Here is a 14,803-nt window from a genome sequence, read left to right on the forward strand (position 1 = left end):
GCGGTCAGAACACCTTGAAGATCGCCAGCGCCAGCACGGCCTGCGCGAGGAAGCCGACCGTGAAGGCCAGCGTCCGGAACACCGGGACGCCGAGGGCATAGACGATCAGGTGCGCGACGCGCGACCAGAAATAGACCACGCAGGCGAGCACCGTCCATTTCGAGGAATAATCGATTGCGTTCAGGATCAGCACCAGCGGGGCGAACAGCACGAGGTTCTCGACCGCATTGTCGTGCGCGAACATCAGGCGGTTCGCCCACTCCGACTGCGGCTTGTCGCCGCGCGAGGGATTGGCCATCGCGCCACCGAGCCCGCGAATCTGGCAGCGGTTAATGGTGTAGGGAATCCAGAGGATCCCGGTCAGGATCACCGTGCACGTCAGCCAGAACAATTCACGCGTCATAACCCGGTCCCCTCCAAATCGATGTCGTGAGCTTATACGAAAGCGCGCGCCATTGCGCTATGCGCGAACCCTGACATAGCTGCCCGGGGCGTCCTCGATCGGCGGCAACGCCCCGGTCCCGACGCCGCGCGCAGGCACTTCCTCCGGATCGAGCCCGCCCAGCCATTCGCGCCAGTCCGGCCACCACGAGCCCTTGTGCTCCACCGCGCCCTTCATCCACTCGGCGACGTTGACGTCCTTGATGATATCGTTGGTCCAGTACTGATACTTGTTCGAGGCCGGCGGATTGACCACGCCGGCGATGTGGCCGGAGCCGGACAGCACGTATTTCACGGGCCCGCCGAAGAACTGCGAGCCGTACAGCACCGATTCCGCCGGTGCGATGTGGTCTTCGCGCGTGGCGAGGTTGTAGACGGGCACCATGACTTTCGAGAGGTCGAGCAGCGTGTTGTCGAGCACCATGGTGCCGGTCGAGAGGCGGTTCTCCAGGTAGCAGTTGCGCAAATAATAGGAATGGTTCGCCTGGGTCATCCGCGTCGCGTCGGAATTCCAGTGCAGCAGGTCGAACGCGCTCGGCTGCTGGCCTTTGAGATAGTTGCTGACCACATAGGACCAGATCAGGTCGTTGGAGCGCAGCATGTTGAAGGCCATCGCCATCTTGGAGCCTTCGAGCACCCCGGACGCCTTCATGTCCTGCTCGAGCGCTGCGATCTGGTCTTCGTCGACGAACACCAGGAGATCGCCGGCATGGGTGAAATCGACCTGGGCGGCAAAGAAGGTCGCCGAGGTCACGCGCTGGCGCCGTTTCTCGGCGAGCCAGGCCAGCGTGGTGGCGAGCATGGTGCCGCCGACGCAATAGCCGGCGGCGTGGACCTTCATCTCGCCGGTGACCCGCTCGATCACGTCCATTGCCGTGAGCGGCCCTTCCTTCATGTAGTCTTCCCAGCTCTTGGCACCGAGCCGCTTGTCGGGATTGACCCATGAGATCACGAACACGGTGATGCCCTGGTCGACGCACCACTTGATGTAGGATTTCTCCGGCTTGAGATCGAGAATGTAGAACTTGTTGATCCATGGCGGCACGATCAGCAGCGGCGTGCGCAGCACCTTCTCCGTGGTCGGAGAATATTGGATCAGCTGCATCATCTCGTTCTGGTAGATCACCTTGCCCGGCGTCGTCGCCATGTTGACCCCGACCACGAGATTGTCCGGGTTGGACTGGCGGATCTTCAGCATGCCCTTGCCGGCGGCGATGTCCTCCGCCAGCATCGTCAGGCCGCGCGCGAGGTTCTCGCCGCTGCTTGCAAGCGTCTCGCGCAGCACTTCCGGATTGGTCAGCACGAAATTCGACGGCGAGATCGCGTTGGTGAGCTGCTGCATATAGAACTCGGCCTTGCGCCGGGTCTGCGGATCGAGCTCGGCATCCTGCACCAGCTCCTGCGCCCATTTGGTCGTGAGCAGATAGAGTTGCATCATGAAATCGAAGAACTGGTTCGACTTCCATTCCGGGTCGGCAAAGCGCTTGTCGCGCGGCGAGGGCGCGATCGCGGGCTGGACCTCCTGGCCGGCCATCCGCCGGGCCGCCGAGCCCCAGAGATCGAGATAGTCCTTGGCGAGCTTGGTCTGGAGGTCGGACGCACGCGATTGGTCCGACAGCCAGTATTCGGCGACCGACGTGAAGGTCTTGACGACTTCGGCGAGCTCGGCCGGCGGGCGGTCCTGCACCTCGCCGGTTTCGCGCGGCTTCAGATACGCGGCGAGCGCCTTGCCGCCGCTCTCCATCGCCCGCGCGACATTCATCGCGAAGGCTTCCGCATCGAACTTCGTTTCAAATTTTGTCCCGGATTTGGGCGTGTCGGTCGTGGCGCTACTCATGACGCGACAGTAACGATTCATTCCGTATTCGTCACCGCGAAGCTCGCTGGTTTCGCGTTAAACACGCGCGAAGATGTGCTGCACTGCGAGAAGGCTTCTTGCTTTTGTCACAATCGCAGTGCACCTCTTCAGATGTGGGCCTTGGATGATTTCTCGCTCGTACCATTTGTGGGCAGCAATGGTTTGAGCTTGGGCAGGTTGTTGGGTTAAGCTCCCGCAGCCTCGCATGGGACGAGTAGGGGAATTCCCAGGTGTTTGCGTTGTGGGACCTGCAAAAGTCGCGGCTTGCCGGCGGCGTGCTGCTGATGGCGGCGCTCGCGCTGGGCGGCTGTTCGAGCCAGCTCGCGGACATGTCGGCCGCTGACACGCCGTCGCATCCGAGGGAGCCCGGTGCCTATCTGCCGGTACACGACCTGCCGCCGGATCGCGATCAGGCGATCATTCCGCCCGACCAGCGCGCCAAGATCGAGGCCGAGCTTGCCGCCGCCCGCGACCGCCAGGCTGTCGCCGCCAAGGACGCCAAGTAACGACGCCAATTGGGCCGGGACGGCCATCGCGGGGCGCAAGGTATCGCTGGCGCCCCCGCCACTCCGTGCTAAAAAGACTTCAATTCAGCCGAGAGTCAGGGCGAAGGAGTTCAGCCCTCGTTGTCGAAAGTCACTCCAAGTATTTGATTTTGAGTGAATTTTGTGCGCGGGGCGAGATCTCCTTGAAGGGTGGTCATCGCCCGTCGATTCTGTCCTGACCGGTTGCCCGGAGCCCAGAGAGCCATGGACGAATTTTACCGCATCCGCCGCCTTCCGCCTTACGTGTTCGAGCAGGTCAACCGGGCCAAGGCGGCCGCGCGGAATGCCGGCGCCGACATCATCGATCTCGGCATGGGCAACCCGGATTTGCCGGCGCCACCGCATGTGCTGGAGAAGCTCAAGGAGACGCTGGGCAAACCGCGCACCGACCGCTACTCGGCCTCCCGCGGCATCCCCGGCCTGCGCCGGGCCCAGGCGGCCTATTACGAGCGTCGCTTCGGCGTGAAGCTCAACCCCGATACCCAGGTGGTGGCGACGCTGGGCTCGAAGGAGGGCTTTGCCAACGTGGCCCAGGCGATCACAGCGCCCGGCGACGTGATCCTCTGCCCGAACCCGAGCTATCCGATTCACGCCTTCGGCTTTTTGATGGCGGGCGGTGTGATCCGCTCGGTGCCGTCGGAGCCGACGCCGCAATTCTTCGAAGCTGTCGAGCGGGCGATCGTGCATTCGATCCCGAAACCGCTCGCGCTCGTCGTCTGCTATCCCTCGAACCCGACCGCCTATGTCGCGAGCCTCGATTTCTACAAGGACCTCGTGGCGTTCGCGAAGAAGCACGAGATCCTCATCCTGTCCGATCTCGCGTATGCCGAGGTCTATTTCGACGAGAGCAACCCGCCGCCCTCGGTGCTCCAGGTGCCCGGCGCCATCGACGTCACCGTCGAGTTCACCTCGATGTCGAAGACCTATTCGATGGCCGGCTGGCGCATGGGCTTTGCGGTCGGCAATGAGCGCGTGATCGCGGCGCTCGCCCGCGTCAAATCCTATCTCGACTACGGCGCCTTCACGCCGGTGCAGGTCGCTGCGACCGCGGCGTTGAACGGTCCCGACGATTGCATCAAGGAAATGCGCGATACCTACCGCAAGCGCCGCGACGCGCTGGTGGAATCGTTCGGCCGCGCCGGCTGGGACATCCCGCCGCCGGAGGCTTCGATGTTCGCCTGGGTGCCGCTGCCCGAAGCCTTCCGCAGCGTCGGCAGCATGCAGTTCGCGACCCTGATGGTGGAGAAATCCGGCGTCGCGGTCTCGCCCGGCGTCGGCTTCGGCGAGCATGGCGAAGGATTTGTCCGTATCGCCATGGTGGAAAACGAGCAACGGATCAGGCAGGCCGCGCGCGGCGTGCGCCGCTTCCTTGAAAGCGGCATCGAAACATTGCACAACGTCGTTCCGCTCGCCAATCGGCGCTAATTCTCTTCTGCAGGTTTTCTAAAGCATCATGGTTGCACCCCTGAAAGTGGGCATAGCGGGGCTCGGCACCGTGGGCGCCGAAGTTGTCCGTTTGATCGAAACGCAGGCGCGCGTGCTCGCGGGCCGCAGTGGCCGCGGCATCCGCGTCGTCGCCGTCACCGCGCGCTCGAAGGCCAAGAAGCGCAGCATCGATCTGCGCGGCGTCGACTGGGCGAAGGATCCGATGGCGCTCGCCACCCATCCCGGCATCGATTGTTTTGTCGAACTGATGGGCGGTGCCGGCGATCCCGCGCTGTCGGCAGTCGAGGCGGCGCTGACTGCCGGCAAGTCCGTCGTCACCGCGAACAAGGCCCTCCTCGCCAAGCACGGTATCAAACTGGCAAAAGCCGCCGAAAAGCATGGCGGTGCGCTGAATTTCGAGGCAGCGGTCGGCGCTGCGATCCCCGTCATCAAGACGCTACGTGAAGGTCTTGCGGGAACCGGCATCAACCGCGTCTACGGCATCCTCAACGGCACCTGCAATTACATCCTGACCCGGATGGAGCAGGAGGGCCTGTCGTTTGCCGAATGCCTCAAGGATGCGCAGCGGCTCGGCTATGCCGAGGCCGACCCGTCCTTTGACGTCGACGGCCACGACACCGCGCAAAAGCTTGCCATTCTCGCCAGCCTCGCTTTCGGCACGAAAGTTGCTCAAAGCGCGGTGTATGTCGAAGGTATCTCCTCCATCGCGCCGGAAGATCTGCGCGCCGCTGACGATCTCGGTTACCGGCTCAAGCTGCTCGGCGTTGCCGTTCGCACTGCCAAGGGCATCGAGCAGCGCGTGCATCCGACCATGGTTCCAAAAACCTCTTCGATCGCGCAGGTGATGGGGGTCACCAATGCGGTCACGATCGATGGCGAGGGCATTCCGCCGATCACGCTGGTCGGTCCCGGCGCCGGCGGTGCCGCGACCGCATCCGCCGTCGTCGCCGATATCGCCGATGTTGCGCGCGGGATCCGTGCCAATCCGTTCGGTCGGCCGATCGCGCAACTTCGCGACACCAAGAAGGCGCCGATGGAGCGGCACGAGGGCGGCTACTACATCCGCCTCTTGGCACGCGATTTCCCGGGCACCGCCGCTGCGATCGCGACCCGGCTCGCGGAGCAGAAGATTTCGATCGAGTCGATTGTGCAGCGCCATCCCAATGGCGGCGCGGCTCCGGCCGACGGCAAAGCGGTCCCCGTGCCCGTCATCCTGATCACTTATGCCACGCACGAGGACGCCGTGCGCCGCGCGCTCGCCGCCGTGCAGAAGGACAAGGTGATCAGCGGGCGGCCGCAGGTCATCAGGATTGAGAAGAACTGACACGGTTCGAACGAACTGTGGGTGTTACGAGTTGATGCGGACAGGGCGTCCTGTCCAAAACTGTTTCGAAGGAGTTAGCCGATGTCGACCCATATTTCAGTGCCGCCGCATGCATTGCTCGAGCGCATTCTCACGCTGGAGATCGTGCGCGTGACGGAGCGGGCCGCGGTGTCGTCGGCGCGGCTGCGCGGGCACGGGCAGGAGAAGCCGGCCGACCAGGCCGCCGTCGACGCGATGCGCCGCGAACTCAACAAGCTGCCCATCCAGGGCACCATCGTGATCGGCGAGGGCGAGCGCGACGAGGCGCCGATGCTGTTCATCGGCGAGAAGGTCGGCATGAACGCCGGCCCGGAAGTCGATATCGCGGTCGACCCGCTTGAAGGCACCACGCTGTGCGCCAAGAACATGCCGGGCTCGATCGCCACCATGGCGATGGCCGACGGCGGTACGCTGCTGCACGCGCCCGACGTCTACATGCAGAAGCTCGCGATCGGCCCTGGCTACGCCAAGGGCGTCGTCGAGCTCGACGCGACGCCGGCCGAAAACGTCCGCCGTCTCGCCAAGGCCAAGGGCGTCAAGGCGGACGGCATCACCGTTCTCGTGCTCGACCGTCCGCGCCACGCCAGCATCATCGAGAGCGTGCGCTCGACCGGCGCGGCCGTGCGCCTGATCACCGACGGCGACGTCGCCGGCGTGATCCACTGCGCCGATCCCGACAACACCGGCGTCGACATGTATCTCGGCACCGGCGGCGCGCCGGAAGGCGTGCTCGCCGCGGTGGCGCTGCGTTGCATCGGCGGCCAGATGCAGTGCCGTCTGATCCTCGATTCCGACGAGAAGCGCGAGCGCGCGGCCAAGATGGGGGTCAACGATCCCAAGATGATCTACGGCATCGAGGACATGGCGCGCGGCGACTGCCTGTTCGCGGCCACCGGCGTGACGACCGGTTCACTGCTGTCGGGCGTAAAATTCCGCAAGGACGGCGTGATCGAGACCGAGACGGTCGTGATGCGCTCCGTCACCGGCACCGTGCGCTACATCAAGGCCGAGCACCGCGAGCTCGCGAAGTTCCATCTGGACTAACGCGCTCTGTCATTCCGGGGCTCGCCAAGCGAGAGCCCGGAATGACGGCAAGAACAACAGGGGAAGCGCACATGTCCGATCTCTCCGCCGTCAAAGCCCTCGTCTTCGACGTGTTCGGTACCGTCGTCGACTGGCGCACCAGCCTGATCACCGACTTCATGTGGTGGGCGAAGGGCCGCGGCATCAGCGCCGACTGGACCGCGCTCGTCGATGGCTGGCGCGGCATGTATGTCGCCTCGATGCAGGATGTGCGCGAGAACCCTGCGCGCGGCTACGTCATGTTGGATGATCTGCATCGGCGTTCCCTCGAAAAGCTGGTCGAGAAATTTGCCATCAAGGGCCTTACCGAGGCCGATCTCGACCATCTCACCAAGGGCTGGCACCGTCTCAATCCCTGGCCCGACAGCGTCGCCGGCCTGACACGGCTGAAGACGAAATTCGTGATCTCGCCGCTGTCGAACGGCAACGTGGCGCTGCTCACCAACATGGCGAAGTTCGCAGGTCTCCCCTGGGACCTGGTCATGTCGGCCGAGTTGTTCGAGCACTACAAGCCAGATCCCGAAACCTATCTCGGTGCCGCCCGGCTGCTTGGCCTCAAGCCGGAGCAGGTGATGATGGTCGCTGCTCACAATGGCGATCTCGCCGCCGCGCAGAAGTACGGTCTGAAGACCGCCTTCGTCGCGCGGCCGACCGAGTACGGCCCGTTGCAGAAGGTCGATTTCGAGGCGACCGGCAATTGGGACATCGTTGCGAAGGATTTCGGCGGCATCGCCGACAAGCTTGGGTGCTAGGGGGCGATTGCCGTCTGTCAGCGGTGCGTTCTCAGGTCGCGGGGGAGCCCGTCTGAAGCATCTCGCGGTATTCCGATGGGTATGCGAACGCATCTGGTAAAATGCGAGTGTTTCCATTCCCTTGCTGACTGAGATGTCTCGGTTGCGCACGCGTTGGTTGCGGAGGCGACTGGCATCACCGGCGGCTGCTCCGTCGGTGCGCAGGCCTTACATTTGCCCGGCAGCCCCTGTCTGCTACAATCTCTCGGCGCCACAATGACTGTGGCTGCCCAGCAGTTGTTGCGCCTGTCATGATGATCAGTGTCGACAACAGGTCCCCGGACAACGGCTCGGATCAGAGCCGGCCGAAAAGGCGTACTGCTGCCGCTGTCTTCATCGATGTCGTCGGATATTCCCGGTTGATGGGAGGCGATGAGGAAGGCACGCATCGACGATGGATGTCGATGCGAACGGACGTGATCGAGCCGCGCGTCGCCTCGAACGGCGGCGAGGTGATCAAAAGCACCGGCGACGGGCTGCTCCTGGAATTCAGGAGCCCGGTCGACGCGATCAGCTTCGCGCTCGGCACGCAGCTCCATTTGGAGAAATCATCATCGGACGGAGGCAACCCGCTGCAGCTGCGGATGTCGGCCAATGTCGGCGACATCATCGCCGAGCGCGACGATATCTACGGGGACGGCATCAATATTGCGGCCCGGCTTCAGGAATTCGCGGGACCGGGCGGGATCGTGATTTCGGGAGCCATCCACGATCAGGTGAAGGATCATCTGCGCTATCAGGCCGCCGAGCTTGGGTTCCTGACGCTCAAGAATATCGAGAGGCGCATCCGGGCATTCAAGATCGCGCATCAAGAGCTGCGGCCTCCGGCAATCTCGGTGGCTCATGCATTGAAGCCATCCGTGGCGGTCCTGCCGTTGCAGATGCTCGGTCTCGACGCGGCGGATGCCTATCTTGCGCAGGGGATCGTCCACGACATCGTGGCGTCATTGGCGGGAATCCGCGAGCTGTTCGTCGTGTCCAGCACGTCAACGATCGGTTTCACCGACCCCACCATCGACGCGGCCAGCGTTTGCCATCACCTGGGCGTGCGTTATCTCGTCACGGGGACGCTCACGCGCAGTGGCGAGTTGTTGCGGATGCGGGTGCAGTTGATCGATGTCGATACGAAGTCGATGCTGTGGACCAACCAATATGATGCGTCGATCAGCCAGTTGTTCGACGTGCAGGAGAAAATCGCGACAAACATCGCATATGCACTCCTGCCGCACATCCACATCTCCGAACTGAAGCATGCCGAACGCAAGATTCCGCAGAGCATGAACGCCTACGACCTGGTTCTGCAGGGCATGTACCGCCTCTATCGTCTTGGTTATGACGACATGCAGGTGGCACGAACCTTGTTCGAGCGTGCGCTCGATCATGACCCCCATTATGCGGTGGCCTACGCGCTGATGGCAAAGTGGTACATCCTGCACATCGGCGAAGGGCATACGACCGACTTCAAGGCCGACTCCCGCGAAGCTCTCAGGCTTGCATCGCGCGCGCTCGAATTCGAGCCGTCGGACCCCATGGCGCTGGCCATCTTCGGCCATATCAATTCCTTTCTCTTCGCCGCGTATGACCGCGCCATCGACGCCTTTGACCGCGCGATCGGCGGAACGCCGAATTCCGCAATCGCCTGGTCCTTGAGCGCGTCGACATACTGCTATCTTGGTGACGGGCCTCGTGCGGTGGCGCGCGCATCGTACGGGATATCGTTGTCACCGCTCGATCCGTACGCCTATTTCTATCAATCGGCGCTCACCAACGCGCACTACACCAACGAGACCTTCGATGAGGCCGTGCATTGGGGCACGAAGGTCATGGCGGGGGCTCCTCAATTTGTCGCCAATTTGCGACTGCTTGCGGCAAGCCTTGTCGCCGCCGGTTCGCTCGAGCGGGCACGCGAGGTGGGCGCCGCTCATATGCGGATCGATCCGTCATTCTCGGTCGAAAAATATTGCAGCTGGTACCCGATCAAGCAGCCGGAGCGTCTCGCTCTGCTTGCCGAACGATTGATTGAAGCTGGGCTGCCTCGCTAATTGCGAGACGAATTGCGCCGCGACGTCTGCTAGCCGTCAAGAAACAAGTTCCCGCAGAACAAGCTCTGGAGGATGACATGGGAATGGGCATGGGAATGGGCATGGGAATGGGCATGGGAATGGGAATGGGTATGGGTATGGGGATGGGCATGGGGATGGCCTTCGGAGCCACCCCGGCCGAGCTCAGCTTCCGGCCCTTGACCCTGCAATTCGACCTCGGCCCGAACTGCGCGCCAAGCTTCCCGCCGCAGACACTGCCATCGGGGGACTGGCAGGGCAGGATCGGACCCTGGGATCCCGACGTGCTCTGCTTGCTCTTCCTCACCGAGTTCATGGAGAACTGCGGCCCCGGCTGGAAACAGGTCAATCTCGCCGGGCATACCCCCGATTTGCTGGGCTGGCAGCAGGGCAGTGCAAACCAGACGACATTCATCAATGCCGAGCTTCATCACCTCCAGCAGCTGATGCAGATCGACCGCGAGCGGTACATGGGCGAGATCATCTTTCAGCACGACAATGCGCCCGGCTACTGGGTGAGCATGCTGGGGGTCAACAACCGCGCTCACTATTACACGCTGGTGCTCATGAACCTTGCCGTACGCATCGGTCAGGTCGTCGCGGTCTACTATAAGAAGAAGTACAAGCGGCCGCGGCCCTCGTTCATATGTCCCGGTCTCCTGCCGGCGTTCGGCCCGCCAGCCCATGCCTCGTTCCCGAGCGGCCATTCGCTCCAGAGCTGGCTGATGTCGTACCTGCTCGCCGAGGTGCTGCCGCATTGGAGGGATCAGCTCGAATGGCTTGCCTGCCGGGTCGCATTCAACCGCGAGCGCGCGGGCGTGCACTATCCGAGCGACAGCGCCGCCGGCAAAGTCATTGCCCGTGCTTGCGTGGACCTGATCAAGGACCGATGTCCGGAGACCGGTCATCTATTCGATGCTGTGGTGGCAGAGTGGGCCGCATCGGTCACACCAAATACGGTCGCGCCACTTACGAATGAACCGTTCCCGGGCTTTCCCCCGCCGTAGCCACGCCTACGGAAGTTGCCATTCGCGATAACCGAGGTTGTTGTCGCTGCGGACGAGATCTTCCACCGGTGTCGGGCCGGTGGCGCAGCGCAGCGGGGAGTCGTCGTCGATGTTGCTGCGGTCGCCCTTGACGGTGGTGCGGACCAGCAGCGCATTCCTGCCGACTTGTGGAGTCCACTCGAACGGGCCGAACGTGTAGGATTGCCCGCTTGGGACGGTGTGTGGCGCGTTGTTCCCCGGCAGCTTCTGCCAATAGTTCGCTGCAGGCTCCCAGATATCGGCGGCAGGACCGGTGGCCGCGAAAACATCCACCGATGCGTCTATCGCCGCATCATCGCCCCGATTGCGCAGAATGACATAGACGTAGCTGGTCTGCCCGGGTGTCGGTTGTGCGTCCGCGGTGAGGCCATCGGGATTGGGGCGGACCCACACCGCCCCCGGCAGAGCGTGCCAGCCGCTGTTGCTGTAGTCGTAGCTCCCGGCGCGGCTGTCGTCGATATAGACATCGACCGCCGGCGGGCGTCCCGGTTCGTTGCGTGGGCTGTTCGATGCGATCTGGTACAGGCCCTGCTGTTCGAACGCCCAGCGCACGACCTTGTGCACCATTCCACCGAGCCGGGGCGTTCCGTCGTCGTCGACTTCTGAGGTGCCGACGTCGGCCTCCATGAGCGCTGTGGCGAATTGGCTTGCTTCGCTGGTCGGTTCTGTCTGGACGCAGCCGAGCGAGCCGATCGCGCTCACGATGAGGTACGCGCAATAATAGGCCGCAGCCCGGCGGCGTTCGACGTCCGGCTCGACAACACCTGCCGCGTTGGTGCGGCGAGCATCCCCGCCCAGCGCGCAATAGAGACGGAACAGGGTGCTCGAGAGGATCTGCTCCGCATTGTATCCGGCCGGATCGCGCAACCCGTAGGTGGGATTGGGGCGCTCATAGAGCGTTCCGTTCCATCCCCAGCCGTCCTCGACCTTGCGATCATGACGCCGGAGCGGCAGTTGAATGAAGGGGAAGGTCACGCCGCGACATGCGTCGTCGTCGAGCTTGACCAGCCTGGAGGAGGGATCGTCCATGATCGCTGCAAGCGCATCGCCGGCGCTATGGGCGAAATCGAATTCCGTCGATCCCGTCGCGGCAAGGATCATCACGTGGCAGAATTCGTGCCAGACGAAGCGCACATCGGCGACGAGTCCGAGCGGATTTCTCCAGGTGTCGGCGAAATCGGCGAGCCCGAACAGCATCCGGGCGTCCCAGGGCGGCCCGACCGGATCGGCGCGGAACGGTGTCACATAGGCATTGATGCCGCGGCCGTCGCGCGCGCCGGAGCCCGCCAGCATCTTGGCCCTGTGCTCGACGACCAAAGGCCGCCTGATCTTGGCGAAGTAGTCGGCGTTCATGAACCCGAACTGCTCGACCAGCAGCATCATGGAATCGCAATGACAATAGGCGCTGACCGCAGCGAACGCGTTGGTGCGCGCCGAGAACGCGAAAGGCGGTCGCTGCACCGGTGGATCGTAGTCGGCACCCAGCGCCGCCGGCGTCAGCACCTGAACGCGCGGACCGGAGAGCTTGCGGCGTCCGCCCGGGGCGTGATCAAGGTCGAGCAGTGCGACCGGATCGCGCTCGGGATCGAGCAAGTCGGCTCCGCTATCGGGACGCAGCTCGAAAGTTCCGGTCTTGCTGTCGGGATCGCTGAGAAAGGCGTATCCGGCGCATGCCGACGCGATTGGCGCCTTGCGCAAGAGTTCGTTCTCGAAAGGATCGAGCAGAACACGATGCGCGATCTCCTCGCCTGCCACGGACAGGAATGCAGTTGTACTGACCGCGATGCCCAGCGTGCCGCCATAGACGGCGCTGCGCTTGCGCAGGCGATAGGCGACTAGCCGCGCGTCTCCGATGCCGGCCTTGTCGTCGGAAAGGCCAAGCAACGGAGCCAGAAGGCTCTCGGTCAGATCGCGAGGAAGCAAGTCTGCCCATGCCGGTTCCAGGAGCCTGCCGGGAAATGTTCGCTCGACGAACTCAGGAGCGATCGACAATTGTGCGTTCTCGATCGTCGTCGATCGCGCGCTGGTGATCAGTGGGATCGCGCCGTGGTGATGGACCACCAGCCGTATGCTGCCGCCCAGGACATCGGGGACAAAATCGGAGGCTGCCAGTGGAGCCGTCTGCTGGACCCAGACGATCGAGGTCTCGATGGTCGAATTCCGTTTCAGTTCGCGAGGGGCCACCCATCGAAATCTGAATCCACCGGCTCTCGTCGGTCCGTCGTCGTTGATGGTACGTTCCAGGTGCTGCCAGTCGTCATCGTTGATAGGCAACAGATGACGATGCACACCAGCATCCTGCAGGTAGGCGAGGGCGGCCTGCTTGGCGGAGTGGCCGGACTCGTCCTTCGCCGGTGTCTGCAAATGGCGCAACTCGCGAACGTTCCCGCTCGCATCCTTCTCAATCAAAAGATCTGGTTCTTGCGGAAGGATCACAGCTCACCTCACGGGGGTCTCGATCTTCGGCACGACTGGCCTGATGATGCTCCCGGTGGTTGCGCGAGGCAAGCGTCCTGCTTGTCGCGGAGGGGCCGCGCAGGAGCTGCCGGGAAGAGGGCCGCCGGTGGACTGCCGGTTGCGTGACAAATGTCACGCAATTTTCAGCGTGAGCTCGCTCCCTTCCGTCTCCGCAAATCCGGCCTGCAAAACCTCCTCCCGCTTGTGCCGCAGATGCGCGCGCAAAATGTGGGAGAGGCCGGCGCCGTCGCGGCGCTGCAGCGCGTTCAGGATCGCTTCGTGCTCGCTGACCGCGAACGCCCAGCGCTGCGGCGTCATCGGCGTGACGTAGCGCGCGCGGCGGATGCGCGCGGTCACGGACGCATAGAGTCCCGCGAGCACAGGATTGCCAACCGCGTTGACGATGCCCTCGTGGATGGCGCGGTTGCCGCGATAGTATTGGATCAGGTCGCCCTCGCGATAATGCTGCACCATCGCCGCGTGCGCGGCCGCGATCTCCGCGATCTCGCCGTCGGTGATGCGCTCGCAGGCGAGTTCGCCGGCCAATGCTTCGAGGCCCTGGCAGACCTCGAAGAGGTCGCGCATGTCCTTGTCGGTCAGTTTTGCTGCGCGCGAGCCGCGATGCGGCAATAGCTGCACGAGGCCTTCGGCCGCAAGCACCTTGAGCGCCTCGCGCAGCGGCGTGCGCGAGATATCGAGCCGTTCGCACAGCTCGCGTTCGGGAATCCGCGCGCCCGGCGGGATCTCGCCGTCGAGCAGAATGTCGCGGATGCGGCCGACGACCTCCTCATGCAGCATGGGATATCTCGATTTTTGAATGCAAAAATGTTCCAATAGACGAAATTCAGATAATTATATCTTGTAAATCCAAAATTTTGCATTCAAAAATACAAAAAACAGTAGGGGTTGAGGAAATGGACCAGGCCGTAGAGGCGGACGACCTCGTTTTTGAATGCAAGGACGGCATCGGACGGATCACGTTCAATCGCCCGCAGGCGCGCAACGCCTTCACCTTTGCCATGTACGAGCGGCTTGCTGCGATCTGCGAGCAAGCCAACGCAGATCATTCCATCAAGGTGCTGGTGCTGCGCGGCGCCGGCGACAAGGCCTTTGCCTCGGGCACCGACATCAACCAGTTCCGCGAATTCAAGACACCGCAGGACTCCATCGACTACGAGAACCGGATCGACCGGGTGCTCTCCACCCTCGAGCAATGCCGAGTGCCGACGATCGCGGCGATCAACGGCTTCTGCACCGGCGGCGGAGCGGGCATTGCCGCGGCCTGCGACCTGCGCATCGGGACCCGCAGCGCCAGGATCGGCTTCCCCATCGCCCGTACCCTCGGCAATTGCCTCTCGATGTCCAATGTCAGCCGTCTCACGGCACTGATCGGGGCTGCGCGGGTCAAGGATCTGATCTTCACTGCTCGCCTGGTCGATGCGGCGGAGGCAGCGCACGTCGGGCTGCTCGGTGAGGTCGTCGACGATCTCGCAGCACTCGACAAGCGTGCCGACGAGGTCGCGCGCCTCGTTGCCAGCCATGCGCCTCTGACGCTGAATGCGACCAAGCAGGCGGTGGCCCGCCTGCAAAAGCGGCTGACGCGGGACGAGGGCGAAGACCTCATCCTGATGTGCTACACGAGCCAGGATTTTCGCGAAGGGCTCGATGCTTTCCTGAACAAACGCGCCCCGCAGTGGCGCGGTCAATAGGACA

General features: G+C 63.4%; 12 protein-coding genes. 8 read left to right on the forward strand and 4 right to left on the reverse strand.

What is annotated here, in order from left to right; translation table 11 throughout:
• Positions 1 to 4 precede the first annotated feature (4 nt).
• Both K3F49_RS20610 and K3F49_RS20615 read right to left on the reverse strand, forming a co-directional pair.
• Positions 5 to 403 carry an MAPEG family protein gene (locus K3F49_RS20610; RefSeq protein ID WP_234682776.1) on the reverse strand — a complete coding sequence of 133 codons (399 nt, stop codon included), beginning with the start codon at positions 401 to 403 and terminating at the stop codon, positions 5 to 7.
• Between the two features lie 57 nt (positions 404 to 460).
• The gene (locus K3F49_RS20615) at positions 461 to 2,278 is read right to left on the reverse strand and encodes a PHA/PHB synthase family protein (RefSeq protein WP_234683012.1); all 1,818 of its coding nucleotides are present in this window, start codon (positions 2,276 to 2,278) and stop codon (positions 461 to 463) included.
• A gap of 251 nt (positions 2,279 to 2,529) precedes the next feature.
• On the opposite strand from K3F49_RS20615, the gene K3F49_RS20620 reads away from it, so the two are divergent.
• The 7 genes from K3F49_RS20620 to K3F49_RS20650 all read left to right on the forward strand — a co-directional run bounded on the left by K3F49_RS20620 (position 2,530) and on the right by K3F49_RS20650 (position 10,594).
• The gene (locus K3F49_RS20620; RefSeq protein ID WP_234682777.1) at positions 2,530 to 2,805 is read left to right on the forward strand and encodes a hypothetical protein; all 276 of its coding nucleotides are present in this window, start codon (positions 2,530 to 2,532) and stop codon (positions 2,803 to 2,805) included.
• 243 nt (positions 2,806 to 3,048) lie between these two features.
• The gene (locus K3F49_RS20625) at positions 3,049 to 4,269 is read left to right on the forward strand and encodes an LL-diaminopimelate aminotransferase (protein WP_234682778.1); all 1,221 of its coding nucleotides are present in this window, start codon (positions 3,049 to 3,051) and stop codon (positions 4,267 to 4,269) included.
• Positions 4,270 to 4,297: 28 nt separating this feature from the next.
• On the forward strand, positions 4,298 to 5,614 hold the full coding sequence (locus K3F49_RS20630) for a homoserine dehydrogenase (protein WP_234682779.1): 1,317 nt from the start codon (positions 4,298 to 4,300) through the stop codon (positions 5,612 to 5,614).
• An 81-nt stretch (positions 5,615 to 5,695) separates the two neighbouring features.
• The gene (gene glpX, locus K3F49_RS20635) at positions 5,696 to 6,697 is read left to right on the forward strand and encodes a class II fructose-bisphosphatase (protein WP_234682780.1); all 1,002 of its coding nucleotides are present in this window, start codon (positions 5,696 to 5,698) and stop codon (positions 6,695 to 6,697) included.
• A 71-nt stretch (positions 6,698 to 6,768) separates the two neighbouring features.
• A complete protein-coding gene (locus tag K3F49_RS20640; protein WP_234682781.1) occupies positions 6,769 to 7,488 on the forward strand; it encodes a haloacid dehalogenase type II in 720 nt (239 codons plus the stop codon).
• Between the two features lie 290 nt (positions 7,489 to 7,778).
• Positions 7,779 to 9,569, forward strand: coding sequence for an adenylate/guanylate cyclase domain-containing protein (locus K3F49_RS20645; RefSeq protein ID WP_234682782.1), 1,791 nt, complete (start codon positions 7,779 to 7,781; stop codon positions 9,567 to 9,569).
• Positions 9,570 to 9,646: 77 nt separating this feature from the next.
• A complete protein-coding gene (locus K3F49_RS20650) occupies positions 9,647 to 10,594 on the forward strand; it encodes a phosphatase PAP2 family protein (RefSeq protein ID WP_234682783.1) in 948 nt (315 codons plus the stop codon).
• Between the two features lie 6 nt (positions 10,595 to 10,600).
• Here the strand turns inward: K3F49_RS20650 and K3F49_RS20655 are convergent, their stop codons facing one another.
• Entirely contained in the window at positions 10,601 to 13,006 is a 2,406-nt protein-coding gene (locus tag K3F49_RS20655) for a hypothetical protein (RefSeq protein WP_234682784.1), read from the reverse strand.
• Between the two features lie 216 nt (positions 13,007 to 13,222).
• Positions 13,223 to 13,888, reverse strand: coding sequence for a GntR family transcriptional regulator (locus K3F49_RS20660; protein ID WP_234682785.1), 666 nt, complete (start codon positions 13,886 to 13,888; stop codon positions 13,223 to 13,225).
• Positions 13,889 to 14,004: 116 nt separating this feature from the next.
• Here K3F49_RS20660 and K3F49_RS20665 point away from each other — a divergent pair, with 116 nt between their 5' ends.
• On the forward strand, positions 14,005 to 14,799 hold the full coding sequence (locus tag K3F49_RS20665) for an enoyl-CoA hydratase/isomerase family protein (protein WP_234682786.1): 795 nt from the start codon (positions 14,005 to 14,007) through the stop codon (positions 14,797 to 14,799).
• The last annotated feature ends 4 nt before the right edge of the window (positions 14,800 to 14,803 follow it).

This window comes from Bradyrhizobium monzae (genome assembly GCF_021458635.1).
In the GTDB taxonomy this organism is placed as follows: domain Bacteria; phylum Pseudomonadota; class Alphaproteobacteria; order Rhizobiales; family Xanthobacteraceae; genus Bradyrhizobium.

What these genes read in the sequence shown, in the direction of transcription:
- K3F49_RS20625 (WP_234682778.1), top strand. Translation starts at nt 3,049, where the DNA reads ATGGACGAATTTTACCGCATCCGCCGCCTTCCGCCTTACGTGTTCGAG.
- K3F49_RS20630 (WP_234682779.1), top strand. Translation starts at nt 4,298, where the DNA reads ATGGTTGCACCCCTGAAAGTGGGCATAGCGGGGCTCGGCACCGTGGGC.
- K3F49_RS20665 (WP_234682786.1), top strand. Translation starts at nt 14,005, where the DNA reads ATGGACCAGGCCGTAGAGGCGGACGACCTCGTTTTTGAATGCAAGGAC.
- K3F49_RS20650 (WP_234682783.1), top strand. Translation starts at nt 9,647, where the DNA reads ATGGGAATGGGCATGGGAATGGGCATGGGAATGGGCATGGGAATGGGA.
- K3F49_RS20660 (WP_234682785.1), bottom strand. Translation starts at nt 13,888, where the DNA reads ATGCTGCATGAGGAGGTCGTCGGCCGCATCCGCGACATTCTGCTCGAC.
- K3F49_RS20610 (WP_234682776.1), bottom strand. Translation starts at nt 403, where the DNA reads ATGACGCGTGAATTGTTCTGGCTGACGTGCACGGTGATCCTGACCGGG.
- K3F49_RS20615 (WP_234683012.1), bottom strand. Translation starts at nt 2,278, where the DNA reads ATGAGTAGCGCCACGACCGACACGCCCAAATCCGGGACAAAATTTGAA.
- K3F49_RS20645 (WP_234682782.1), top strand. Translation starts at nt 7,779, where the DNA reads ATGATGATCAGTGTCGACAACAGGTCCCCGGACAACGGCTCGGATCAG.
- glpX (WP_234682780.1), top strand. Translation starts at nt 5,696, where the DNA reads ATGTCGACCCATATTTCAGTGCCGCCGCATGCATTGCTCGAGCGCATT.
- K3F49_RS20640 (WP_234682781.1), top strand. Translation starts at nt 6,769, where the DNA reads ATGTCCGATCTCTCCGCCGTCAAAGCCCTCGTCTTCGACGTGTTCGGT.